Genomic DNA, 25,165 nt, shown 5'->3' on the forward strand with positions numbered 1-25,165 from the left:
TCATTCCGCGCCGTAGCGTTTCACCCAGGCTTCCTCGAGCGCCGCGACCCAGCTGGGATGCGGTTCGGGCAGCACAGGACCGAGTTCCTCCGGCGAGAGGGTCGCCGGGCCCAGATCCATCGTATCGAACAGCGCTTTTTCATTGGCTGGCAAGGCACTGACATTGAGGACCGTCGGATCGCCCCAGATGTCCGGATCCTGCTTGCGGGTCTGGGCCATTGGCGTCAGCAGGAAGTCGGCAAATACCTTGGCACCGGCCTTGGCGGAGCTGTTGAAGGGAATGGCGACAAAATGGGTGTTGCCGATCGTGCCACCCTCCAGCACGAAGGTCCGCACGCTGGGCGGCAATTCGCCATTGGCGATCGCACCGGAGGCGTCGCCCGGGTTGAACGAAAAGGCGATGTCCAGTTCACCGTCCGCCAGCAGCTGGCGCATATGGGCAGCATTTTTCGGGAAGGCCTGCCCCTGCCGCCAGAGCGCGCCATGCAGCGCGTCGAGATAGGCAAACAACGGTGCCGTCATGTCATCGAACCGGGCCGGGTCGACGGGTCTGCCGAGGGCGCCCCTGTCGGGCGCGGTGTCGACAAGCACCTGTTTCAGAAACGTCGTGCCATAGAAATTCGGTGGTTGCGGGTAGGCGAAACGGCCCGGATTGGCCTTTGCAAAACTCAGGAGTTCCTCAAGTGAAGCGGGAGGCGTTCTAAGACGGGCGCTGTCATACATGAACACCAGCTTGGCCATGCCCCAAGGGCTTTCCTGACCGTCGGTCGGCACCGTGAAATCAATCGTCACGGTCGGCTTGTTCTTCACATCGACGTAGCGCCAGTTGGGCAGCGTCTCGGCCCAGCCCTTGTCGGCAAGCAGGCCCTGGTCCTTCATGGCAGCGAAATTCTCACCGTTGATCCAGATAAGATCGACCGCCCCCCCGGAGCTCTTGCCGACAGATTTTTCGGCAAGCACCTGGGAAACGACCGTCGCCGTATCGCTGACCTTCACATGAAGAACGCGGAGATCATAAAGGCGAGCGACTTCGCGGGCGGCCCAGCCGATATAGGCATTGATGCGTGGTTCACCGCCCCAGGCGTGGAAGTAGACGGTCTGCCCTCTGGCTTCCTCCAGAACGGCCTGCCATTCTGGAGACTGTGCAGGGTCGGCGTCCTGAGCGAGCGATGTCTGGGACACCAGCAGCGTGCCCAGAAAACCAAGCGTTGCGGCAAACAGTCGTTTCATCAGATAGTCCTCAAGATTCGTTCCGCGCAGGGCATCTCTTCGCCGATCCCTCGCGCAACCGGTATGGCACGGTCAAGACAAGGCTTTGTGAACATCTTGAGAGCGTTTCAGACCGGCAGGATGTGCGTGTCCTTGATTTCCTCCATGACCGCATAGGTGTGGGTCTCGCGCACACCGGGAAGGGTCAGCACCACGTCCGACAGGAAGGCCCGATAGGCTTCCATGTCCTTGACGCGGCTCTTCATCAGGTAGTCGAAGCCGCCGGCCACCATGTGACACTCCAGGATGTCGGGAGCGCGCTCGACGGCAGTCTTGAACGCGTCGAAAATTTCCGGCGAGGTGCGCTCCAGCCGGATCTCGACAAAGACCAGCAGGCCGCGATCGATCTTCTTCGGATCGAGACTGGCGGAGAACCGTTCGATGTAACCGTCCCGCACCAGCCGTTTCATGCGCTCGGCTGTTGCGGTGGCCGACAGGCTGATCCGCTCGGACAGATCCGTGTTGGTTATGCGGGCATCTTCCTGAAGAACCTTCAGAATACGCCGGTCTATCGCGTCGAGCATAGTGAAATTCTCCATAAATTTCAATTTGACCAAAAATTACACGGAAAGTAGGCTGAAAAACAGAGAAAACCGGCCATTGAGATCAGGTATTTTAGGGAAATCTAATGACCTGGCCCTGGAGGGGCCCTTTGGGAGGCACTCATGACCGCACAGTCTGCAGCCATGACGACTTTTGAAAACACTGATATCGAACCGTTCCGCGCGGCCTATGCCCCGGACGACAAGCCGCTTGTCGAAACCCTCTTGAAAGAGGCCAAGGGCGATCCGGTGGTCGAAAAACTGATCGACCAGCGTGCCCGCGGCTACATTGAGGACATGCGCTCCGTCCAGGTCGGCCTTGGTGGGGTCGAGGACTTCATGCGCGAATTCGGCCTGACGACGCGCGAGGGCCTCGCCATGATGGTGCTGGCGGAGGCGTTGCTGCGTGTGCCGGATGCCCAGACCGCCGACAAGCTGATCGAGGACAAGCTGGCGGCTGCCAAATTCGACGACCCCTCGGGTCCGAAATCCGACACCTGGCTGGTGTCGGCTTCCTCCTGGGCGCTGGGCGTCACCTCACGCCTGCTGCACCCGGGCGACACGCCGCAATCGATCCTGTCCAGCCTGGTGAAACGCATGGGCATGCCGACCGTGCGAGTGGCGACCCGCAAGGCCATGCAGCTGCTCGGGCACCAGTTCGTGCTTGGTGAAACCATCCAGAAGGCACTGGAACGGGCCAAGGCGCAGGAAGCCAAGGGTTACCGCTATTCCTACGATATGCTGGGGGAAGGTGCCCGCACCGCAAAGGATGCCGAGCGCTACTTCCAGTCCTATGCCAATGCCATTGAAGCCATTGGCAAGTCCGCCGGCGACAAGGATCTGCCGGAGCGGCCGGGCATTTCGGTGAAACTGTCGGCGCTGCATCCGCGTTACGAGGCCGTCAATGGCGAACGTGTGCGCGATGAACTCCTGCCGAAACTGCGCGAACTGGTCCAGATGGCCAAGGACCGCAATCTCAACTTCACCGTCGATGCCGAAGAGGCCGACCGGCTGGAGATTTCCCTAGACGTCATCGCCATGCTGCTGAACGACCCGGTTACCGAAGGCTGGGACGGCTTTGGTCTGGCGGTGCAGGCCTATCAGAAACGCGGTGTTGAGGTGATCGACTGGCTGGTCAGGGCCGCGCGCAAGACCAATCGCAAGCTGATGGTACGGCTCGTCAAGGGCGCCTACTGGGATACGGAAATCAAGCACGCCCAGGAAGGCGGCGCCGAGGGCTACCCGGTCTTCACCCGCAAGGCGGCGACCGATCTCTCCTATCTGTGCTGTGCCAAACGCATGCTGGCCGCTCGTGACGTGCTTTACCCGCAATTTGCCACGCACAATGCCTTGACCGTCGCCCAGATCATCGAACTGGCCGGCGGCAAGGCCGAAGGCTACGAGTTCCAGCGTCTCCACGGCATGGGTGAGAGCCTCTACAAGTCGGTTGTTGAGCGCGACGGTTTTCCCTGCCGGATCTACGCCCCGGTCGGCGGTCACAAGGATCTCCTGGCCTATCTGGTGCGCCGGCTTCTGGAAAACGGCGCCAATTCCTCCTTCGTCACCATTGTCGGCGACGCCAATGTGCCGACCGAAGATCTTCTGAAACGGCCCGAGCAGCTGCTTGACCATGGCCACCACGCGGTCAATCGTTCGATCCCGCTGCCAAAGGAGCTCTATGGCGCCAGCCGTGACAATTCCGATGGCATCGAGTTCGGCTGGGCCGCTGAGCGCAACCTTCTGACCAGCGGCATGGCCAAAACCACGGCCCCCTTCACCGAAGCGGGCCCGCTCGGTGCCGGGCTGAAGGCGGCTGGGGAGGTCCATCCGGTCTTTGCGCCGATGGATGGCAGCACCAGGGTCGGCACGGTCCGCTTTGCCGACAAAGACACAGCGTACAAGGCCATCGTGAACGCGCAAAAGGGGTTCGAGGCCTGGTCCAGGCGTCCGGTTGAAGAGCGGGCGGCTGCGCTCGACAAGGTCGGCGATCTCCTGGAAGAACATCGCGACCGGCTGATGATGATCCTCTCCATGGAAGCCGGGAAATGCCTGACGGACGGCATTGCCGAGATCCGCGAGGCGGTCGATTTCTGCCGTTATTATGCGGCCGAGGCGCGTGCGCAATTTGGCGAAGGCCGGCTGATGCCTGGTCCGACCGGCGAGGAAAACCGCTACCGCCACCGCGGCCGCGGGGTCTTCGTCTGCATTTCGCCCTGGAATTTCCCGCTGGCGATCTTTTTGGGCCAGATCAGCGCCGCGCTGCTGGCCGGCAATGCCGTTGTTGCCAAACCGGCGGAACAAACGCCGCTGATTGCCTATGAAACCGCCAAGCTGATGTACCAGGCCGGCGTTCCGGAAGATGCGTTCTACCTGCTGCCCGGTGAAGGCGATGTCGGCGCCGCCCTGACCTCCCATCCGGCGGTGGCTGGCGTGGCCTTTACCGGCTCCACCGAAACCGCCTGGGCAATCAATGGCACGTTGGCAACCAAACGCGGTCCGATCGTGCCGCTGATTGCCGAAACCGGCGGGATCAACGCCATGATTGTTGACGCAACGGCCCTGCCCGAGCAGGTCTGCGACGATGTCATGATGTCGGCCTTCCGCTCCGCCGGCCAGCGCTGCTCGGCTTTGCGCCTGCTCTATGTTCAGGAAGATGTCGCCGACAGCCTGCTGGCCATGCTGGAAGGCGCGGCGAAGGAGCTCTCCCTCGGCGATCCGCGCCTGCCGTCAACTGACATCGGCCCCGTGATTGATGACGAGGCCCGCGACAACATCCGGGCGCATGTCGATGACATGAAGGAAAGCCAGAAGCTCCGCTTCGCCGGTCAGACGCCACAGGGCAAACTCGCCAACGGCTCCTGGGTGGCGCCGCACATCATCGAGCTCGACAAGGCCGAAGCGCTGACGCGCGAAGTCTTCGGCCCGGTTCTGCATGTTGTGCGCTACAAGGCCAGGGATCTTGACGAAGTGCTCGACCAGATCGCCGGCACCGGCTACGGCCTGACGCTCGGCGTGCACAGCCGCATCGATGCGACGGTGAAGAAGGTTGTCGACCGGCTTTCCGTCGGCAATGTCTATGTCAACCGCAACACCATCGGCGCGGTGGTCGGCACGCAGCCTTTTGGCGGTTCCGGACTTTCCGGCACCGGTCCGAAGGCCGGCGGCCCGTCCTACCTGACAAGGTTCGCGCTGGAACAGGTCGTCTCGATCAACACGGCGGCGGCCGGCGGCAATGCCAGCCTGGTCGCCGCGTCGGACGACTGAATGGGACAGCCATTGGTCTGAAAAAACTCGCTTTCGTCATCCCGGTCAAGCGCAGCACAGGCCGGGACCGGAGAGCCGCAAAGCCTTGAAGTACTTCAGGGTTATCGGCGCCCCGGTCCCGGACTTTCGCTTCGCAGCGTCCGGGATAACGGTAGCGAATCCTGTTTGGAGGCACTACGTCCCCCGCGGCTTCGCCCGCCTGGTCGCCTCCGCCGAGGTCGGATCGTCCGGCCAGGGGTGTTTGGGATAGCGGCCCTTCATGTCGGCCTTCACGTCGGCCCAGGAACCGGCCCAGAAGCCGGGCAGGTCCTTCGTGATCTGGATGGGCCGCTGCGCCGGCGAGAGCAGTTCCAGGATCAGCGGGAGCCTGCCGTCGCAGACGCTTGGATGGTCTTTCAAGCCGAACAGTTCCTGCACCCGGATCGACAGGGTCGGCCCGGCCGCTGCACCATAGTCGATCGGGACCTTGCTGCCCGTCGGTGCCGTGAAATGGGACGGGGCAAGCGCGTCCAGCCGGTTGGCCGCGTCATAGGGCAGGAGCGCCGTCAGCGCGTTTCCTAAAAGCGCAGCATCGATGGCGGCAAGGCTGGTGCAGCCTGCCAGGAACGGCTGCAGCCAGGTCTCAAGACTGTCCGTCAACGCGCTGTCGGAGAGATCCGGCAGGTCCTCCGCGCCGTTCTCCCGCGCATAGGTCACGCGTTTCTTCAGCCTTTGCTGGTCCTTGCTCCAGGCCAGCCGCGTCACACCGCGCCGCCGGGTTTCGGCAATCAGGGCACGCTCGACGGCGTCCGGGTCCGCCGACCGGATCTGCACGGATTTCAGCTCGACCGCCTTGTAGCGCTTGACCCGTCTTGCTTTCAGCGCCCCGTCACCGGTCAGCTGCACCTCGTCCTCTTCGACAATCTCGGCGGCAAACAGATCCTCGATCTCGTCCTCTGCAATCGGTGCGCAGAGCTGGATGCGGCCGCTGGCCGCCTTGCCCTGGATGTCGGCGACGGTCAGGAACGGCTGGCGCGCAAGACCATGCTCAGGCTCCAGTTCAGCGCCTCTTCCATTGGCAAGCCGGAACCGGCCTGTCTGACCGCGTTGCTGGGCAACCCGGTCCGGATAGGCGAGCGCCAGCAGCAATCCGGCGCTTTCCGTGTCGAAGTCATTGCCGCTGCCGCCTGCCTGTTTCAACCAGCGTTCGGCCAGCAGCCGGCCATCTTTCGCTCTCGGGCTCCTGTCGTTTTTCAGGTTTTGCAGGCGCGCGCGCAGATCCGGATCACGGCCTCCAAGGCCGGGCTCGGAAAGGATCAGCGCGATCAGGGCAGCGGTGCGGCCAAGACCACGCGCCGATCCCTCGATCACCATGTGCGCGAGACGCGGATGCAGCGGCAGATTGGCAAGCGCCTTGCCGTCGCCGGTCAGCCGCCCGCCGGCATCCAGGGCGTGAAGGTCCTGGAGCAGGGTTCTTGCCTCCTGCCAGGCGGCTTGCGGTGGTGGATCGGCAAAGGTGAGGTCGGCCGGATCGAACGTGCCCCAGGCAGCCAGATCCAGAACCAGACCGGTGAGGTCCGCCTCCAGGATTTCCGGTGCTTCGGCCCGGGGCAGGGCGGCAGTCTGGGCTTCGTCCCAGAGCCGGTAACAGACGCCGGGCTCCGTTCGCCCGGCGCGGCCGCGGCGCTGGTCTGCCGAGGCGCGCGACACCCGCACGGTCTCCAGACGTGTCAATCCGGTCTGCGGTTCGTATTTCGGCACCCGTGCGAGACCACTGTCGATCACGACCCGCACGCCTTCAATCGTCAGCGAGGTCTGGGCAATCGCGCTCGCGAGCACGATCTTGCGATGGCCGTCGGCGGCCGGCCGGATGGCTGCGTCCTGTGACCTGGCGTCGAGGCCGCCATAGAGCGGTGCCACCTGGCAATGGGCCGGGAGCTTGCCGTCCAGCATGTCGGCGGTTCGCCGGATTTCACCCTGTCCCGGCAGGAAGACAAGCACCGAGCCGGTTTCCTCGGTGATGGCCTGACGGATGGCCCGGACGACCTGGGGTTCGATGCGTTCGTTCGGTGACTTGCCGAGATAGCGTGTTTCGACCGGGAAGCTGCGGCCCTTGCTTTCAATGACCGGTGCATCGCCCAGGAGCCTTGAAATGCCGGCAGCATCCAGCGTCGCGGACATGGGAAGAAGGCGGAGGTCGTCACGAAGCGCGGATTGCACGTCCAATGCGAGCGCCAGGCCCAGGTCACCGTCGAGAGACCGTTCGTGGAATTCGTCGAACAGGATCGCGGCGACGCCGGTGAGTTCCGGATCGTCCAGGATGAGGCGGGTGAAAACCCCTTCGGTGATCACCTCGATCCGGGTCCTGGCACTGACCCTGGTTTCCATACGGACCCGGTAGCCGACCGTTTCGCCCGGTTTTTCGCCAAGTTCGCCGGCCATGCGCCGGGCAGCAGCGCGTGCCGCCAGGCGGCGCGGTTCCAGGACCAGGATCTTGCCGTCGCCGCGCCAGCCGGCCGTCAGGAGGGCCAGGGGAACGCGCGTGGTCTTGCCCGCACCAGGCTCGGCGACGAGCACGGCATTGTTGCCGGCGTCCAGCGCCTCCAGCAGTTCCGGCAGGACACCGTCAATCGGCAGCGGTGCCCCGAAGGTCGGGACAAGGGTCATGATGTCGTCAGGCGGCCCCGTTCATCCACTGCCGGCCCTGCATGTCGACGGCAAAGGCGTCCGGCGTGCGGGCAAAGGATGCAAGGCCCTCAAGCGCGGGATCCGGATGGCGCACGATGAAGGTCGGGATCTTGGCCATCAGCGCCTCGTGCGGCGCCTTGGCTTCGAACGCTTCCCGGAAGCCGCCATCTGTCAGGAAGCGGGTGATCCGTGGCGTGACGCCGCCGGTCAGGTAGACGCCGCCGCGGGCAAGCACGGTCAGCGCGAAGTCGCCGGCAACGCGGCCAAGCGCGCGGGCAAACACCTCAAGGGTTTTGACGGCGACCGGATCGTTGTCTTCCGCAGCCGCGGTAATGGCGGCGGCGGTGGCAAAACTGCGTTCGGCCTTCAGGTGGGCCGCAACGCCGCGCGCCAGGCGCGGCAGGCCGGTGCCGCTCAGGATCTGTTCGGCGCCCAGGCGTTCCCCGACCCGTTCGATATGCGGCCAGAGGTCCATGTCTTCGGCCGTGACGGGCCCGAGCTCCACGTGCCCACCTTCGCCCGGTACCGGAATCCAGGTGTTGGACGCATAGATCATGGCCGCGGCCCCGAGGCCGGTTCCCGGACCCAGGACGAATTTGGCGCTTTCCTTCCGGACGGCGCCGGAGCCAACCTGTTCGATGTCTTCACCGCGATACCCCGGCAAGGCGAGAGCCTGGGCCTCGAAATCGTTGAGCACGATGACTTCTTCCAGACCGAGATCTGCGATCATCTTCAGAGGTTCGATGACCCAGGCCGCATTGGTCAGCGGGATCCGGTCGCCTGTGACCGGGCCGGCCACGGCGATGATGGCCGTGCGCGGCGTCGGGCCGGTCCCGTTCATCACCACTTCGCGGATGGCGGAGGAAATGTCGGGATGACCGGCGGTCGCGGTCTTGCCGCACATGCGCGTGGGCGCGCTTGCGTCATCCACAAGGGCGAAACGGGCGTTGGTGCCGCCGATGTCGGCAACAAGGACCGGATAGGCAAAGGCTTTGGAGCGGGTCGAAAAACTCATGAGGAAACGGCGCCGACTTCGGGTGTCTCTGAAGTGGTTCTGAGACCCTGCAGGCGCGCGGAACGCAGCAGGATATCAGCGGTCGACGGGTTGAGGGCCATCGGCATGTCATAGACAAGCGCAAGCCGCATCAAAGCCTTGACGTCGACATCGTGCGGCATGGGCGACAGGGGATCGACAAAGAAGATCAGACCCTGCAGCTCGCCTTCCGCGATCATCGCGCCGATCTGCTGGTCACCGCCGAGCGGGCCGCTTTTCAGCCGGGTCAGTTTCAGCTCCGGGCAGGCTTCCAGGATCCGGCCGCCGGTCGTTCCGGTGCCGACAAGATTGAAATCGGCCAGCTTCTCCCGATGTCGCAGGGCAAACTCCACCATGACATCCTTCTTGGCGTCATGAGCGACAAGCGCAAGGGTGGGCGTGGCTGTCATCAACTATCCTCTTTGGCGGCGGCAACTGTGAGCCGCATGTGTTTAGCCGCTCAAAGCGCTTTAGGCAAAGGGAGATGCAAAAGCGGATTGCAGAACCTGTCCATAAGGCAGGCCGGTCAGGTCGGAAAAGAAAAAGCCGCGCTCTTTTGCAAGGCGCGGCTCAGTCATCGCATAAGGAAACGTGGCGTCAGTCGAACAGATTGCAGCGGATCGGTTCACGCCCGGAAGCACGCTGGAAATAGGCGTCCGGCTCCGGCAGGTGCAGGCCGGCGATCTCCATGACCAGTTTCATGCGGATCGCATCGGCAAAGCCTTCCTGGCTGCGCACCGGAATTGCGAAGGAGCCCGGGCCGCCGATCACGCAATCCTCGTAATAGTGGTCGAGATTGAGCATGGCCTGCCAGGTGTTCTTGTTGGATTTCATCATCAGCGGAAGGCCGTTGATGGTCACACCGGCAGCAACCATCCGGTCCCGCATCTCGGTGACAGAACCACCCTGGTTGTTCGGTCCGTCACCGGAAATGTCGATTACGCGGCGCAGACCCATGAACTGGTTGTTCTGTACCAGCTGCACGGATTTCTGGAGGGCCGAGGCGATGGAGGTTCGCTGGACCTGGCGCAGCGGAGCTTCGGCGATTTTCGAAGCGAAGTGAGCGGCGGAGGCTTCGTCCTGGATTACGGTCCAGTCGGCAACGATGAAGTGTTCATCGACACCGCCCCATTCCATATAGGTGACGGCGACCCGGCCGATCGGGCCGACCTGGATGGCATCAAGGAACTCGCGGGAGGTCAGGGCGGCCACATAGCCGGCGCGCTGGACTTCCTGCTCTTCGGTATCCATGGACTGGGAAATGTCGACCGCCAGGACAAGCTCGACATCGACCTCGTTGGCCGGATCGTAGCTGTATTGCGCCGAGGCGAATGTCATCGGCCGGAAGTCCCGGCTTGAAGCTGGTGCGGCGAAAAGGAGAGCCGCACAGAAGAGAGACAGTATCGTTGTAACTGTCGGTGCACAGTAGTTCTTTGTTATGTCGAGACGCATGGGTTTCTCCTTATGCGAGCCATTCGGCTGCGTTGCCACGTCTCCCCGTTTTATTTTGTTGTTGAATTCCTTATCTTTTCGTTTCTCGTGATTCCTACCTAGGCACTGGCGAATGCCTTGCTTCAGCTTGCGAATTTACTTAGCAAGCTACATGCCAAAAGTAGCTCAGATCCTCTTGCACGGCAAAAGGAAAGTGCACGGAGTGCGTATTATATCCACAGATGGTGTTTCCCTTGGGTAAATGCCAGAGGTTTCGTCTGGCGCGGCGGGTTAACGAATCCTTACGTCTGCGTAAGGGTGTGTTTTTGCGCCCAAAATCGGCCTCAAGGGGCATTTCAACATTTGTTGAAACAAAGCTGCGCGGCTTGAGGAGAAGTGCCTGGGCATCGGACGCGAGCCGTCTGGCGAGATCAATATTTCAAAAAGGAATGCCTCAAATGCGCACTCAGTGCAGTGCCTGGCGGGCATGCAGGATGCAAGCAGCCCGGTCGTTTTTGCCGGTGGGCTAGGCAGTTTTTGCCGCTTGGGCGCGATTCCGGAGGGAATTCAGGCAGAATTTGCCGCCGCGTAGAAGTGGTGAGTGCACAATGTTGCTGCCTAGAAATGCAGCAACCGGCCAGAAAGTCGGCAGTTTTTTTAGTTGACGGCGACGGCAAGGCTCGTCATGATCTGAAGAAATTCTCACTTGGTGAAGAATTTTTCGGATCTCCCGGGAGGAGCCGAAATCTGGAGGCCCCGCAAGAGGGCTGAGGTATTGCCGATCGTGCCGGAAAATACGGTGCTTCGGAAGAGGGGAAGGTGCCACGCAGCATGCAGGCGCGCGACGACGACTGGACATCCTATATGGCCATCCGTGCGGCATGGCTGTCCTTTGTGGGCGGCCGCACGCAGGGAGAGATTGCGTCCCAGCTGGGTGTGTCGCCGGCCAAGGTGCACCGCCTGATCGCCCATGCCCAGAAATCCGGCTTTGTAAAATTCCAGATCGACGGCCGTCCGATGGAATGCCTGGAACTGGAAAAGGAACTGACCCAGCATTTCGGTCTCACCAATTGCATCATTGCGCCGGATCTCGGTGGCGGCGACGACGATACGGCGCTCCGGGCGGTTGCAGTTTCTGCAGCCCAGTTTCTCGGCGGGCTTTTGAGTGGGGCAAGCGTTACCCGGCTGGGCGTTGGCATGGGGCGGACGCTGACAGCAGCGGTCGAGGCGCTGCCGAAGTTTGCGCGGACCGATCTTGAAATCATGTCGATCTGCGGCTCCCTGACCAGAACACTCGCCGCCAACCCCTATGACATCGTCCAGAAAATGCAGGAGCGGACCGGTGGCATCGGCTACTACCTGCCCGTGCCCTATTTTGCCGAGAACCAGGACGAGAAGGCGATGTTCCTGACCCAGCGCAGCGTTCAGGATCTGATGGACCGCGCGCGGCAGTCCGATGCGTTCCTGATCGGCATCGGCTCGGTCGAAAACGAAGGCCATCTCGTACAACGCGGCATGATTTCGAAGAAAGAACAGGAAGAATTGCTGTCGGGCGGCGCGGTCTGTGATTTGATGGGCCGGTTCCTGACGCTGGAAGGAAGTCTGGCACCCGATCCGCTCGGCGATTGCGCCGTCGGATTGCACTTTGATGAAGTGCGCGGGCGCCGCGTGATTGCGCTGGTGGGCGGAGAGAGCAAGGTGGAAGCCACCCTGGCTGCTCTGCGCACCGGTGTCATTACCGACCTGGTGACGGATGAGACCCTTGCGAGGGCTCTGAGTGCACGGGCCGGGTTGCAGTTGGCGCAGACCGCATGACGCGGCTGGGTCACGAGGGGAAACGGGCAGGCCGCTAAGGCAAGCCCCCGCATTATGTCGGAGGACATCTACGTGAAAAAGTTTCTAACCATCGGTACGGCACTTGCCGGTTTGGCCTTCTCGGCCGCAGTAGCCGCAGCGGACACCAAACCCGCCGTTCTTTATGATCTGGGCGGCCGTTTCGACAAGTCGTTCAACGAAGCCGCCTATACCGGTGCCGAAAAATTCAAAGAAGACTACGGCATCGAATACCGCGACTTCGAAATCCAGAACGACAGCCAGCGTGAACAGGCCCTGCGCAACTTCGCCAAGCGCGGCATGAACCCGATCGTTGCCATCGGCTTCTCCCAGGCCAACGCTGTTGAGAAAGTCGCCAAGGAATTCCCGGACACGCAGTTCGCCATCGTCGACATGGTTGTCGATCTGCCGAACGTGCGCTCCATCCTGTTCAAGGAGCATGAAGGTTCCTACATCGTCGGCATGCTTGCCGCGATGGCGTCCGAAACCGGCAAGGTCGGTTTTGTCGGCGGCATGGACATCCCGCTGATCCGCAAGTTTGCCTGCGGCTACAAGCAGGGCGTCATGGCCACCAATGGCGACGCGGAAGTTTTCGAAAACATGACCGGCACCACCGGCGCAGCCTGGAACGACCCTGTCAAGGGCGGTGAGCTGGCCAAGTCTCAGTTCGACCGCGGCGCGGACGTCGTCTATCACGCAGCAGGCGGCACCGGCATTGGTGTTCTGCAGGCAGCTGCCGACGCCGGCAAGCTCGGCATCGGTGTGGACAGCAACCAGAACGCCCTGCATCCTGGTTCCGTTCTCACCTCCATGCTGAAGCGCGTCGACATTGCCGTCTACCAGGCATTCGAAGACGCTGAAAACGACGCCTGGTCTTCCGGCTTCGAGGTTCTCGGCCTGAAGGAAGGTGGTGTCGACTGGGCCCTCGACGACAACAATGCCGAGCTGGTCAATGAAGAGATGAGAGCCAAGGTCGAAGAAGCGACCCAAAAGATCATCTCCGGCGAAATCGTTGTTCATGACTACATGAGCGACGAATCCTGCCCGGGTTAAGTCGCAATACCGACCTCCGCGCCTCGCGCGGAGGTCACTTTCCCGAAGTTTTCCGCCAGTCACCTTGCGGGGCCTGTCATGATCCGCTTCAAATTCCTGTTTTCGGCTGCCCTGGTTGCCGCAGCGTTCGGTGCTGCAGCGGCCCAGGCTGAGCCTGCCATCGTCTATTCGGTCGGTGGCAAGTTCGACGGTTCGTTCAATGAGAGCGCCTTTGGCGGCGTGACCCGGTTTCAGGAGGAAACCGGCAGCGCTGTCCGCGAGTTTGCACTTGAACGCGATTCCCAGAGCCTGCAGGCGCTGCGCAATTTTGCCAGCCGTGGCAATGCCCCGGTTGTCGCCATCGGCTTCAACCAGGCGAACGCCCTGTCGCAGGTGGCACCCGACTTTCCCGAGACGGATTTTGCGATTGTCGACATGGTGGTCGATCAGCCGAATGTGCGCTCCTATGTCTTCAAGGAGCACGAAGGCGCCTATATTGGCGGCCTCCTGGCGGCGATGGCATCCAAAAGCGGCACGGTCGGCTTTGTTGGCGGCATGGACATTCCGATCATTCAGCGCTTCCTGTGCGGCTACAAGCAGGGGGCGCTCGCGGCCGACCCGGATGTGCAGGTCGTGTTCAACATGACCGGCGACACACCGGCCGCCTTTGCCAATCCCGTGCGCGGCGGTGAACTGGCGACCGGCCAGATCAAGCGCGGCGCCGATGTCATCATCCAGGCAGCCGGCGGAACCGGGCTCGGCGTGCTGCAGGCAGCGGCCGACGCAGGCGTGCTCGGCATGGGGACCGACAGCAACCAGAACGGCCTGCACCCGGGCAGGGTGCTGACCTCCATTCGCAAGCGTGTCGACAATGCGGTCTTCGACAGTTTCCAGTCTGCGGCCAATGGCACGTTCGAACCCGGCATTCAGGTGCTTGGTCTTGCCGAGGGGGGCATGGACTGGGTTCTGGATGACAACAACCGCGAACTGATCACGGCGGAGATGCAGGCTGCGGCAGACGCTGCGGTGCAAGGGATCTCCGCGGGAACCATCAAGGTTCATGATGTCGTCACCGAAGGCGCGTGCCCTTTTTAAGGGGCGGTCTTCAGGGACAACATCGGTGAAGGGGCAATAATAATGACAACGAAAATCAGTCTGGCCTGGGGGAGCGCATGAGCGACACGCCGGCAATTGAACTGCGCAAGATCAACAAGCGCTTTGGACCCGTTCACGCCAACAAGGATATCGACCTTGTGGTGAAGAAAGGGTCCATTCACGGGATCATCGGAGAAAACGGCGCCGGCAAGTCCACGCTGATGTCGATCCTCTACGGCTTTTACCAGGCGGATGACGGCGACATTCTCGTCAATGGAAACAAGGTGTCGATCCCCGATTCCAAGGCGGCGATCGGCCTTGGCGTCGGCATGGTGCACCAGCATTTCATGCTGGTCGACAATTTCTCCGTTCTGGAGAATGTGGTCCTTGGCGCCGAAGACAGCCAGATGCTGGCAGGCGGATTGTCCCGTGCACGCACCGAACTGAAGCGCCTGGAAGAAGAATATGAGCTGCGCGTCGATCCGGATGCGCTGATCCAGGATCTGCCGGTCGGATTGCAGCAGCGGGTGGAAATCCTCAAGGCGCTCTATCGCAGCGCCGAGGTCCTGATCCTGGACGAACCGACCGGCGTCCTGACGCCGGCAGAGGCCGATCACCTGTTCAAGATCCTCGATGTCCTGAAAAACGAGGGCAAGACGGTTCTGCTGATCACCCACAAGCTGCGCGAGATCATGAAGGCGACCGACGCGGTTTCCGTCATGCGCCGCGGCGAGATGGTGGCGACGCGCGAAACAAAGAACACCTCCATGGAAGAACTCGCCGAATTGATGGTCGGCCGCAGCGTTCTCCTGCGGGTCGACAAGAAACCGGCCGAACCCAAGGCCCCGGTGATGGAGGTCGAGAACCTGACCGTCACCGACAGCCGGGGTGTCCAGGTGGTCAAGGACGTGTCTTTCGAGGTCCGGGCCGGCGAGATCGTCGGGATTGCCGGTGTCTCCGGCAATGGCCAGTCGGAACTGCTCGAAACCCTGTCCGGTATTCGCCGGGCGACGCGCGGCACGCTCAAGATCAATGGGGAAACCATCGATCTCGGCACCAGCGCGCTCGACGCCGCCGACATGCGCGACAAGAACATGGGCCACGTGCCGGAAGACCGGCACCGCATGGGTCTGATCAACAGTTTCGCCGAATACGAGAACTCCATTCTCGGCTATCACCGCGACCCGGCCTATTCCAAGGGCTGGCTCTTGGACCTGGCAGCCATCAAGAAAAACGCGGTTGCCGAGATCGAGAAATACGATATCCGCCCGCCAAGCCCGATGCTGAAAACCGCGAATTTCTCCGGCGGCAACCAGCAGAAGATCGTGCTGGCCCGCGAGATCGAGCGCGATCCGGAAGTTCTCCTGATCGGTCAGCCGACTCGCGGCGTCGATATTGGCGCGATCGAATTCATCCATCGCCGCATCGTCGAACTGCGCGACCAGGGCAAGGGCATTGTGCTTGTCTCGGTCGAACTCGACGAGATCCGGGCGCTTTCCGACCGGGTCCTGGTCATGTTTGACGGCCGCATCGTCGGCGAACGCGGTGCCAATGCCGAAGAAGGCGAACTGGGCCTGCTGATGGCCGGTGTCGAAGACAGCAACAAGACTGCCGCTGAGGGAGGGGCCCAATGAGTGCCGGTCAGCTTCCACGTTGGGTCGATTACGGCCTGATCCCGTTCCTGAACCTTGCCGCGGCGTTTCTCGTCTCCGGCCTGGTGGTGATCCTGATCGGGGAAAACCCGCTGAAGGCGGTCCAGGTCCTGCTCTGGGGTTCCATGGGTTATGCCGAGGGCATCGGCTTCACGCTGTTTTATGCCACCAACTTCATCTTCACAGGCCTCGCGGTGGCCGTCGCCTTCCACGCCGGGCTTTTCAACATCGGCGGCGAGGGCCAGGCCTATCTCGGCGGGCTTGGTGTTGCCATCGCCTGTCTGGCCCTGGACCAGTATGTGCCGTGGTACGTCACGCTGCCCTTTGCCATCATCTGCTCGGCGGCGACAGGCGCGGCCTGGGCCTTTATCCCGGCCTGGCTGCAGGCCAAGCGCGGCAGTCACGTCGTGATCACGACGATCATGTTCAACTACATCTCCTATTCCCTGATGGTCTACCTCCTCGTCAACGTGCTGAAGGAAAAGGGATCGATGCAGACCGAGACCCGCACCTTCGAAGAGGGCGGCAGGTTGCCGATGTTGAATGACCTGTTCCCGTCGCTCGGTTTCGGCTATTCGCCGGTGAACCTGTCGCTGTTCATCGCGCTGGCGGCCTGTGTGCTTGTCTGGCTCCTGGTCTTCCGCACGAGGCTCGGGTTCGAAATCCGCTCCTTCGGCGCCAATGCGACGGCGGCGGTTTATGCCGGGATCTCGCCGGTGCGCACCATCATCATCACCATGCTGATTTCCGGCGGACTCGCCGGCATGATGGCGATCAACGAAATCATGGGATCGCAGCATCGGCTGCTGGTCGACTTCGTGACCGGATACGGTTTCGTCGGGATCGCTGTGGCCCTGATGGGCCGCGCGCACCCGGTCGGCATCGTGCTGGCGGCGATCCTGTTCGGCATGCTCTATCAGGGCGGCGCGGAACTTTCGTTTGAGATGCCGAACATCACCCGTGACATGATCATCGTCATCCAGGGTCTGGTGATCCTGTTTGCCGGGGCGCTGGAACACATGTTCCGGCCGACAATCGTCCGGATCTTCACGCCCTCCCGGGCCCTTGCCGCGAAGGAGGCGTGATCATGTTTGAACTCATCATCCTCACGTTCGATTCCACTTTGCGCGTGTCCACGCCGCTGCTGCTCGCCTGCCTGGCCGGGCTCTATTCCGAACGGTCCGGCATTGTCGACATCGGCCTGGAAGGCAAGATGCTCGGGGCGGCTTTCGGGGCGGGTGCCGTTGCCTATCTGACGGCCAATGCCTGGCTTGGCCTCCTGGCCGGGATCGCTGTTTCTGTTGCGCTCGGCCTGCTGCACGGCTTTGCCTCGATTTCCAATCGCGGCAACCAGATCGTCTCCGGTGTCGCCATCAACTTCCTGGCGGCCGGTCTGACGGCCCTGCTCGGCCAGACCTGGTTCCGCCAGGGCGGACGGACCCCGTCACTGCCCGATGGCGGTCGGTTCCGCGAGATTGTCTGGCCGTTTGCCGAAGAAATCCGCGGTGTGCCGGTGATCGGCCCGATCTACAGTGAACTTCTGTCGGGACACAATATTCTGGTCTACGCTGCGTTTCTGGCGGTGCCGCTGACCTGGTGGGTGCTGTTCCGCAGCCGCTTCGGCCTGCGTCTGCGTGCAGTCGGGGAAAACCCGGCGGCCGTCGACACGGCCGGCATCTCGGTCACCTGGCTGCGTTACCGGGCAGTGATTGCCTGTGGCATCCTCTGCGGCTTTGCAGGCTCCTATCTGTCGGTTGCCGCCGGCTCCGGCTTCGGTGTCAACATGACGGCCGGACAGGGCTTCATGGCCCTTGCGGCGCTGATCTTCGCCAAGTGGAAGCCGGTCAACGCCATGTTTGCCTGCCTTCTGTTCGGTTTCCTCGATGCTGCCGGCACAAGGATGCAGGGCGTGGAGTTCCCGGTCATCGGTGAGCTGCCGCTGCAGGTCTTCCAGGCATTGCCTTATGTCCTCACCGTGATCCTGCTGGCAGGCTTCATCGGCAAGGCCATTCCGCCCAAGGCGGCCGGCATTCCCTATCTGAAGGAACGCTCATGAGCGCGCTGGACGATCTCTTTGAAGCGGCCAGGGCGGTTCGGGAAAAGGCCTATGCGCCTTACTCGAACTTCCTGGTGGGTGCTGCCCTGCGCACGCCCGATGGCACTGTCTTTACCGGCTGCAACGTCGAAAACGCTTCCTATCCGGTGAGCGTTTGTGCCGAGGGCGGGGCCGTCGGCGCCATGATCGCCGCCGGCCATCGCGAGATTGCGGAAGTGGTCGTGATCGGGGATGCGGCGCTCTGCACACCTTGCGGCATGTGCCGCCAGCGACTGAAGGAATTCGGCACGGACGACCTGGTCGTCCATGTCGCGAACTTGGATGGCATCCGGCGCAGTTTCACCATGGATGAACTGCTGCCCGCCGCCTTTGAACTCGAAGACAAGAAGGACTGACCCTCAATGAGTGGTTACGGCCGTGAATGCGCGGACATCGTCCGCGCTGCCCGTACGGGCTCCTACAAGATTGGCATGATCCTGGGCTCCGGCCTCGGGGCGCTTGCCGAGGAAATCGAAGACGCGGTGCGCATTCCCTATTCGCGCCTGGCGGGGTTTCCGGTCTCTACTGTGACCTCCCATTCCAGTGAACTGGTCGCCGGAGCGCTGGCCGGTGTGCCTGTGGTGATCCTGTCCGGCCGCGCGCATTACTACGAAGGCGGTGATCCATCCGTCATGCGCACGCCGGTCGAAACGCTGAAGGAGCTTGGCTGCGAGATCTTGCTGGCGACCAATGCGGCAGGGTCCCTACGCGAAGAGGTGGCGCCCGGTTCGCCGATGCTCATTTCCGATCACATCAACTGGTCCGGCAAGAACCCGCTGATCGGAGAGGAAGACGAAAAGCGTTTTCTCGACATGAGCACGGCCTATGATCCGGACCTGCGCGACGCCATGAAAAAGGTCGCCGCGGAAACAGGCGATGCGATCGCGGAGGGCGTCTACATGTGGTTCTCCGGCCCGTCCTTCGAGACGCCGGCCGAAATCCGCATGGCGAAGAGGCTGGGCGCGGACGCCGTCGGCATGTCCACCGTGCCGGAAGTGATCATGGCACGGTTCCTGGGAATGCGGGTGGCGGCCATGTCCATCATCACCAATTACGGCGCGGGCATGCAGACCCATGCGCTCAGTCACGACGAAACAAAAGCGGTTGCCCTTCAGGGCATGGAACGCATGAAAGAACTGGTGCGGGCATTTGTGAAGGAGATCGGCGAATGAGCGACATGATCGAAATTGCAATACGCGCCCTCGGGCTCGTGGATCTGACCAATCTCAACGATGATTGTACGGCAGCGGACATCACCAGGCTCACGGGCCGCACCGTGACCGATCACGGGTCCGTCGCCGCAGTGTGCGTCTGGCCGCGTTTTGTCGCCCAGGCGGCCAAGGAACTGACGGGCACGGGTGTGAAAGTCGCCACCGTGGTCAATTTCCCGGCCGGCGGTGAAGACACCGACGCGGTGATTGCCGAAACCAGGAAGGCACTTGAAGACGGCGCCGACGAGATCGACCTGGTCATGCCCTACAAGGCTTTTTGCGAGGGCCGCAAAGGGTTTGCCGAGGAGCAGATCATTCGTGTCAAGGCAGCCATTCCGGCGCCGGCGATCCTGAAAGTCATTCTGGAGACCGGCGAGATCAAGGATCCACTCCTGATCCATGCCGCCTCGAATGTGGCAATCGGGGCAGGTGCGGACTTCATCAAGACCTCCACCGGCAAGGTCGCGGTCAACGCCACCCTGGAGGCGGCCGAAATCATGCTGACCGCCATCGAGGAAGCGCGCCGCGACGATGGGGAGCGCGTGATCGGGTTCAAGCCGGCCGGCGGCATCAAGACCGCGGAAGATGCGGCGGCCTATCTGGCGCTCGCCGACAGGATCATGGGCCACAACTGGGTCTCCGCCCACACGTTCCGTTTTGGTGCAAGCGGCCTGCTGGATTCCCTGATTTCCACCATCGAGGGCCAGGAAATCGTCGACCATTCCCATCACGGCTACTGAGACAGCTTCAAGAAGGACATAAGAAATGCTGCCGCAGGAAATCATCAGAAAAAAACGCGACGGGGGCACACTCGACGCGGAGGAAATCGCTTTCTTCGTGAAAGGTCTGGCAGACGGGTCTGTTACGGAAGGCCAGGTCTCAGCGCTTGCCATGGCGGTCTTCTTCAAGGGCTTGACCGTTGACGAACGGGTCGCCTTGACGCTGGCCATGCGCGACAGCGGCGATGTCATGGACTGGTCCGGCATCGACGCACCGATTCTCGACAAACACTCCACCGGTGGTGTCGGTGACAACGTCTCGCTGATGCTGGCCCCGGCGCTGGCAGCCTGCGGCGCAGCGGTGCCGATGATTTCCGGGCGCGGCCTTGGCCATACCGGCGGCACGCTGGACAAGTTCGACAGCATTCCGGGTTACCAGACCCAGCCAGACAATCTTCTGTTCAAGAAGGTGGTCAAGGAAATCGGCTGCGCCGTCATCGGCCAGACCGGCAACCTGGCCCCTGCCGACAAGCGTTTTTATGCCATCCGGGATGTGACCGGGACCGTTGAAAGCATCGATCTCATCACCGCCTCGATCCTGTCCAAGAAACTGGCTGCCGGCCTTCAGGGGCTGGTGCTCGATGTCAAATGGGGCACGGGCGCCTTCATGGGGTCTCTCGATGAGGCACGGGCGCTTGCGGAGAGTCTGGTGCTGGTCGCAAATGGCGCGGGCCTGAAAACCACGGCGCTGCTCACCGACATGAACGAGCCGCTGGCGTCGGCCGCCGGCAATGCTGTTGAGATGCAGAATGCGGTCGATTTCCTGAAGGGCACGGCCATTGACAACCGGCTCTGGGATGTCACTGTCGCGCAAGGCGGTGAACTGCTTGCCTCCGGCGGTATCGCGGCAACCGCGGACGCCGGTATGGACATGATGCGCGAAGCCTTCCAGAGCGGCAAGGCAGCAGAAAAGTTCGCCCAGATGGTCCATGCCCTCGGCGGCCCGGCCGACTTCATGGAGAAATGCGAGCTCTACCTAGCAAAAGCACCTGTGCAGGCACCTGTCTATGCCGAGCAGGATGGTGTCGTGACGGGCGTCGATGCAAGAGCTGTCGGTGTCGCGGTTGTGGCCCTTGGGGGCGGTCGCCGTGCTGCGGCGGATGTGATCGACCCCTCGGTCGGCCTCACCGATCTGGCAGGTGTCGGCAACACGGTCGACGCGGATGCACCACTTGCCATCGTGCATGCAAAAACCGAGGCCGAGGCGGAAGAAGCCGCGATTGCGCTGCGCAAGGCCTATACGGTCGGAGCAGCTGCCGACGTTCAGGACCGGCCGAGCGTGGTCGACCGGATCGCGCCGTAAGATCTGATATCGCCGGGAGCACATCCTTCCGGCGTCCCTCCGGTTCGGGTGGAACCGGCAATGACAAATGAGGAGATGCCCATGCCTCGTGCAATTCTGTGCGTTCTGGACAGTTTTGGCATCGGCGGTGCCGCAGATGCGGCCGACTTCGGCGATGCCGGGTCCGACACCCTGGGTCACATCGCGGCGTATTGCGCCGAAGGCAAAGGCGACAGGGAAGGCCTGCGCAGCGGACCGCTGACCGTTCCCAACATGGACCGGCTCGGCCTTGGGGCCGCGGGCAAATTGTCGACTGGCAAGGACGTTCCAGGTCTCGATTTTGCCGGCGAACCGGAAGGGCTCTGGGGTTATGCCGCCGAGGTCTCCAACGGCAAGGATACGCCATCGGGCCACTGGGAAATTGCGGGTGTGCCGGTGCGTTTCGACTGGGGCTATTTCCCGGAAACCATTCCGACCTTTCCGGATGAGCTGATCGCAAAGATCAGTGAGAAGGCGGGGCTGGACGGCATTCTGGGCAACAAGCATGCCTCCGGCACCGTCATCATTGCCGAGCTCGGCGAAGAGCACGTGAAGACCGGAAAACCGATCTTCTATACGTCTGCGGATTCCGTCATCCAGATCGCCGCCCATGAGGAGCACTACGGTCTCGACAAGCTCTATGAGCTTTGCGAGATCACCCGCGAGCTGGCCGATCCCTACAATATCGGCCGTGTCATCGCGCGGCCCTTTGTCGGCGAGACGTCAGAGACCTTCGAGCGCACCGCCAACAGGCGCGACTATTCGGTGCTGCCGCCGGAACCGACGCTGCTTGACCGGCTGACCGCCGACGGCCGTACGGTCTATGGCATCGGCAAGATCTCGGACATCTTCGCTCATCAGGGCGTGGCCAAGGTGCTGAAGGGCGCCGGCAACGACCAGCTCTTCGACAAGACGCTCGAGGCGATGGATCTTGCAGAAGACGGCGACATGATCTTTGCCAATTTCATCGATTTCGACAGTCTCTACGGTCACCGCCGCGACGTGCCGGGCTATGCGGCAGCGCTTGAGCATTTCGACCGCCGCCTGCCGGAAATGATTGCCAGGATGCGGGACGGCGACCTGTTGATCCTGACCGCGGATCACGGCTGTGACCCGACCTGGAAGGGAACCGATCACACCCGAGAGCACGTGCCGGTGATCGCCACTGGCCCCGGCATGGCCGGGCGCAGCGTCGGCGGCCGCAAGACCTATGCGGATATTGGCGAAAGCGTTGCCGACCACCTGGGCATTGCAATTGGCCCCAATGGCAGCAGTTTCCTGTAATCTGCTGTCTCTGAAGCGAAACGAGAACCGAGGATCCGCCAAAGATGCCCGATGCCATTCAGGTCCCGAAGGCTGAGCTCCATTGCCATATCGAAGGCGCGGCACCACCGACCCTGGTGGCCCGACTGGCCGACAATCACGGCATGGATGTTTCAAGTGCTCTGGATGGAAACGGCAAATATGTCTGGTCGGACTTCACCACGTTTCTGAAGGCCTATGACGTTGCCAGCGCGGTGTTCAAGACGCCGGCCGACTATGCCCTTTTGGCGGAAACCTATTTCCGCATGCTGGCAGCGGAGGGGGCGATCTATGGCGAGATCTTCATTTCACCGGACCATGCCCAGGCGGCAGGCCTGTCCTATGCGTCCTATGTGGAAGGGCTGGCGACCGGGATCGAGCGTGCCAAGACCGATACCGCCATCGAAGGCCGCATGATCGCCATCGGTGTGCGCCATTTCGGGTCCGCCTCGGTGGAGCGGGTGGTCAAGGAAGTCATCGGCAATCCACATCCGCTGGTCACCGGTTTCGGCCTGGCCGGCGATGAACGCGCCGGCCATCCGGCGAATTTTTCCAAGGCGTTTCGCATGGCCGCGGATGAAGGCCTCGGCACAACGGCCCATGCCGGCGAGTTCGGCGGACCGGAAAGCGTGGTCGCCGCGCTCGAATTCCTGAGGGTCAAGCGCCTCGGTCATGGCGTGCGTGCGATTGAAGATCCGGATCTGGTCAAGCGGCTTGCCGATGAGGACATCGTTCTCGAGGTCTGTCCGGGGTCCAACACGGCTCTTGGTGTCTATTCCCATCTGCGTTTTCACCCGGTCAACCGGCTGCGCAACGAGGGGGTCAAGATCACGCTCAATTCCGACGACCCGCCTTTCTTCGGCACGACGCTCGGCAAGGAATATGCGTCGGTCTCCGAGACCTTCGGCTGGAGTTTCGACGACCAGATGGCGGTCACGCGCACAGCCATCGAAGCCGCCTTCTGCGACGACGCGACCCGCAACCGGTTGCTTGTGAGACTGGACAGCGCGAAGCAGGCATAGGCGCGGCAGAGCACCGACTATCGAGGCAACAAGAACCATCCTGAGGAACCGCTAAAGCGACTCCTGAGTGACTGGCTACGGCCGTATTGGAATGTCTCACTCAAATATGCTGGCCGGTCTCGTCCACTTCCTGGCGAAGGTGGGGCGTGACAGGTTTCGGAGTGGTGATCTGCGCCTTGGGACTGCCGCCGGACACCATTGCCGTACTTGTCCAAAATGGCCGAAGAGCAAGGGATGAATTAGATACCCGAACCGGTTTGACAAGGTTAGGGTAGGCAGATAGGCGAGTTCAGGTTTTCCAATAAGGCAGATTTTTCAAATGAACGACACCAATCCGGCGCTGACGCTGTTCCAACCCGAAGAAGTCCGCCGCAAGGCGCATTTGCTGCTCGATCTGGCGGCCGAAGGCGGTCTTGCCCATGTCGGTGTTGATTTGGACCGTCTCGACGCCGCCGTGGCAACGGTGCTGGAAACCACAAAGGAGAACTATCCCGATTTTCAGATCCCGCCCTATGGCATCTGGCGGGGTTTCGAGGCAGGTGGCATCGACCGCTGGCAGGCCATGGCCAGTGCGCGCGGGTTCGAGACCGCAGAGGAGATGCTGGCAGCTGCCGCTGACCTGGCCCTTCTCGGCATAGCCATGACAACGCTGCATCCGTCGGGCTGGCAGTATGAAGACCGCATGACCGAAACGACGGTCGGTGGTGCTCAGGCGTCAGCGCTCGCGGCCTTTCACATGTTTGCCTCCGGGTCGTTCTCTTCTGAAATGACCGACCCCTACCGGGTCGACGCCAGCGCGCTGGTTTCCATGGATCTGATCGAACTTGCCGCCGGGCTGCAATGGGACGACCGTGATGATGCGGACCACCTCAAGGCCATGCAGAGGCACCTGAAGCGCTTGGGGGAAGCCTTGGCGCTGCGACCGGACCTGTTTGGCAAAGGTGAGGACACCCGGCCGGGGCTCCTGGCAGTGCAATTGGCGAAGGACTGCAATGGTGCCATCGATGCGGGCGACGTTCTCGACCGGATCCTGGAGGCCCTGGCCCCGGTCTGGGAAGGCGGGGCCACGTCGGGGGATATCTGGCTGGGCGATGCCTTTGTACATTCGGCCTTGCCGGGCAATGACGTGCACGCGATCATGCCGTTTCATCTGGCCGCCCAGCAGATGGTCTACTCGCTGGTCGAACCGTTCGCCTGGGCCGGGTTTGAGGTCGCGGGTCTGGAGAAGCTGACCGCGCCGGCCGATCTGACCCATGCGGCATTGTTCGTGAAATCCGGTGTTCTGACACTGAAGGACAGCAACGGCACGCTCACCCCGGAAGCCATCCGTGATCGCATGATCGAAATCCGTGCGCTCACCATCGCGCTCACCGACAAGCTGGCCGAACGGCTGGCCGGCGGCCTCGGCATGAACCTCGACCAGGTGCCTTTTACCTGCATCCTGGAAGGTGGCACGGACCGCGCAGGGAACCGTATTCTTGAACAAGCTCCGGAAAACCTGCGCGATCTGGGTAAAATCCTCAATCCGGGGGCTGTTTTTTGGTTGCCGTTCGGGGCATAGCTCCTGAACAATGACGAAATGAAATGAGCCCGCCACCTGTGGGTTCAAAACGCAAG

20 protein-coding genes are annotated in these 25,165 nt (G+C 62.1%); 14 read left to right on the forward strand and 6 right to left on the reverse strand.

Annotation, left to right across the window (positions count from 1 at the left end; genetic code table 11):
* Positions 1 to 1,230 carry an ABC transporter substrate-binding protein gene (locus CHH27_RS24055; protein ID WP_094073851.1) on the reverse strand — a complete coding sequence of 410 codons (1,230 nt, stop codon included), beginning with the start codon at positions 1,228 to 1,230 and terminating at the stop codon, positions 1 to 3.
* 107 nt (positions 1,231 to 1,337) lie between these two features.
* The gene (locus tag CHH27_RS24060; protein WP_198338287.1) at positions 1,338 to 1,793 is read right to left on the reverse strand and encodes an Lrp/AsnC ligand binding domain-containing protein; all 456 of its coding nucleotides are present in this window, start codon (positions 1,791 to 1,793) and stop codon (positions 1,338 to 1,340) included.
* Between the two features lie 141 nt (positions 1,794 to 1,934).
* Between CHH27_RS24060 and putA the strand changes: the two genes are divergently transcribed.
* The gene (gene putA / locus CHH27_RS24065) at positions 1,935 to 5,075 is read left to right on the forward strand and encodes a bifunctional proline dehydrogenase/L-glutamate gamma-semialdehyde dehydrogenase PutA (RefSeq protein ID WP_094073853.1); all 3,141 of its coding nucleotides are present in this window, start codon (positions 1,935 to 1,937) and stop codon (positions 5,073 to 5,075) included.
* Positions 5,076 to 5,249: 174 nt separating this feature from the next.
* On the opposite strand, the gene hrpB is transcribed toward putA, so the two are convergent.
* The 4 genes from hrpB to CHH27_RS24085 form a co-directional block, all read right to left on the reverse strand.
* Complete coding sequence (hrpB, locus tag CHH27_RS24070; protein ID WP_094073854.1) at positions 5,250 to 7,721, reverse strand: ATP-dependent helicase HrpB; 2,472 nt, start codon at positions 7,719 to 7,721, stop codon at positions 5,250 to 5,252.
* A gap of 7 nt (positions 7,722 to 7,728) precedes the next feature.
* A complete protein-coding gene (locus CHH27_RS24075) occupies positions 7,729 to 8,757 on the reverse strand; it encodes an ROK family protein (RefSeq protein ID WP_094073855.1) in 1,029 nt (342 codons plus the stop codon).
* Positions 8,754 to 9,185, reverse strand: coding sequence for a methylglyoxal synthase (locus tag CHH27_RS24080; RefSeq protein ID WP_094073856.1), 432 nt, complete (start codon positions 9,183 to 9,185; stop codon positions 8,754 to 8,756). Before CHH27_RS24080 ends, CHH27_RS24075 begins: the two co-directional genes overlap by 4 nt.
* Positions 9,186 to 9,372: 187 nt before the next feature.
* The gene (locus tag CHH27_RS24085; protein ID WP_094073857.1) at positions 9,373 to 10,113 is read right to left on the reverse strand and encodes a DUF1194 domain-containing protein; all 741 of its coding nucleotides are present in this window, start codon (positions 10,111 to 10,113) and stop codon (positions 9,373 to 9,375) included.
* 912 nt (positions 10,114 to 11,025) lie between these two features.
* On the opposite strand from CHH27_RS24085, the gene CHH27_RS24090 reads away from it, so the two are divergent.
* From CHH27_RS24090 to CHH27_RS24150, 13 genes are all read left to right on the forward strand, one after another.
* A complete protein-coding gene (locus CHH27_RS24090; RefSeq protein WP_208988353.1) occupies positions 11,026 to 12,021 on the forward strand; it encodes a sugar-binding transcriptional regulator in 996 nt (331 codons plus the stop codon).
* Positions 12,022 to 12,093: 72 nt separating this feature from the next.
* A complete protein-coding gene (locus CHH27_RS24095; RefSeq protein ID WP_094074973.1) occupies positions 12,094 to 13,092 on the forward strand; it encodes a BMP family protein in 999 nt (332 codons plus the stop codon).
* Between the two features lie 78 nt (positions 13,093 to 13,170).
* Positions 13,171 to 14,166, forward strand: a complete 996-nt coding sequence (locus CHH27_RS24100) for a BMP family protein (protein ID WP_094073858.1) — start codon at positions 13,171 to 13,173, stop codon at positions 14,164 to 14,166.
* A gap of 77 nt (positions 14,167 to 14,243) precedes the next feature.
* Complete coding sequence (locus CHH27_RS24105; RefSeq protein ID WP_094073859.1) at positions 14,244 to 15,800, forward strand: ABC transporter ATP-binding protein; 1,557 nt, start codon at positions 14,244 to 14,246, stop codon at positions 15,798 to 15,800.
* Entirely contained in the window at positions 15,797 to 16,903 is a 1,107-nt protein-coding gene (locus tag CHH27_RS24110) for an ABC transporter permease (protein WP_094073860.1), read from the forward strand. Before CHH27_RS24105 ends, CHH27_RS24110 begins: the two co-directional genes overlap by 4 nt.
* A 2-nt stretch (positions 16,904 to 16,905) precedes the next feature.
* Positions 16,906 to 17,874, forward strand: coding sequence for an ABC transporter permease (locus CHH27_RS24115; RefSeq protein ID WP_094073861.1), 969 nt, complete (start codon positions 16,906 to 16,908; stop codon positions 17,872 to 17,874).
* A complete protein-coding gene (cdd, locus tag CHH27_RS24120) occupies positions 17,871 to 18,269 on the forward strand; it encodes a cytidine deaminase (protein WP_094073862.1) in 399 nt (132 codons plus the stop codon). Before CHH27_RS24115 ends, cdd begins: the two co-directional genes overlap by 4 nt.
* A 6-nt stretch (positions 18,270 to 18,275) precedes the next feature.
* Positions 18,276 to 19,085, forward strand: coding sequence for a purine-nucleoside phosphorylase (locus CHH27_RS24125; RefSeq protein WP_094073863.1), 810 nt, complete (start codon positions 18,276 to 18,278; stop codon positions 19,083 to 19,085).
* Positions 19,082 to 19,864 (forward strand): deoxyribose-phosphate aldolase, encoded by a 783-nt coding sequence (gene deoC, locus CHH27_RS24130; RefSeq protein WP_094073864.1) that lies wholly within the window; start codon positions 19,082 to 19,084, stop codon positions 19,862 to 19,864. The genes CHH27_RS24125 and deoC overlap by 4 nt, the downstream gene beginning before the upstream one ends.
* 25 nt (positions 19,865 to 19,889) lie before the next feature.
* Positions 19,890 to 21,206, forward strand: coding sequence for a thymidine phosphorylase (deoA, locus tag CHH27_RS24135; RefSeq protein WP_094073865.1), 1,317 nt, complete (start codon positions 19,890 to 19,892; stop codon positions 21,204 to 21,206).
* An 81-nt stretch (positions 21,207 to 21,287) separates the two neighbouring features.
* A complete protein-coding gene (locus CHH27_RS24140; protein ID WP_094074974.1) occupies positions 21,288 to 22,508 on the forward strand; it encodes a phosphopentomutase in 1,221 nt (406 codons plus the stop codon).
* Positions 22,509 to 22,552: 44 nt separating this feature from the next.
* Positions 22,553 to 23,548, forward strand: coding sequence for an adenosine deaminase (locus CHH27_RS24145; protein WP_094073866.1), 996 nt, complete (start codon positions 22,553 to 22,555; stop codon positions 23,546 to 23,548).
* Between the two features lie 319 nt (positions 23,549 to 23,867).
* On the forward strand, positions 23,868 to 25,109 hold the full coding sequence (locus CHH27_RS24150; RefSeq protein WP_094073867.1) for a DUF1688 family protein: 1,242 nt from the start codon (positions 23,868 to 23,870) through the stop codon (positions 25,107 to 25,109).
* The last annotated feature ends 56 nt before the right edge of the window (positions 25,110 to 25,165 follow it).

The organism is Labrenzia sp. VG12, from assembly GCF_002237595.1.
Lineage (GTDB): Bacteria > Pseudomonadota > Alphaproteobacteria > Rhizobiales > Stappiaceae > Roseibium.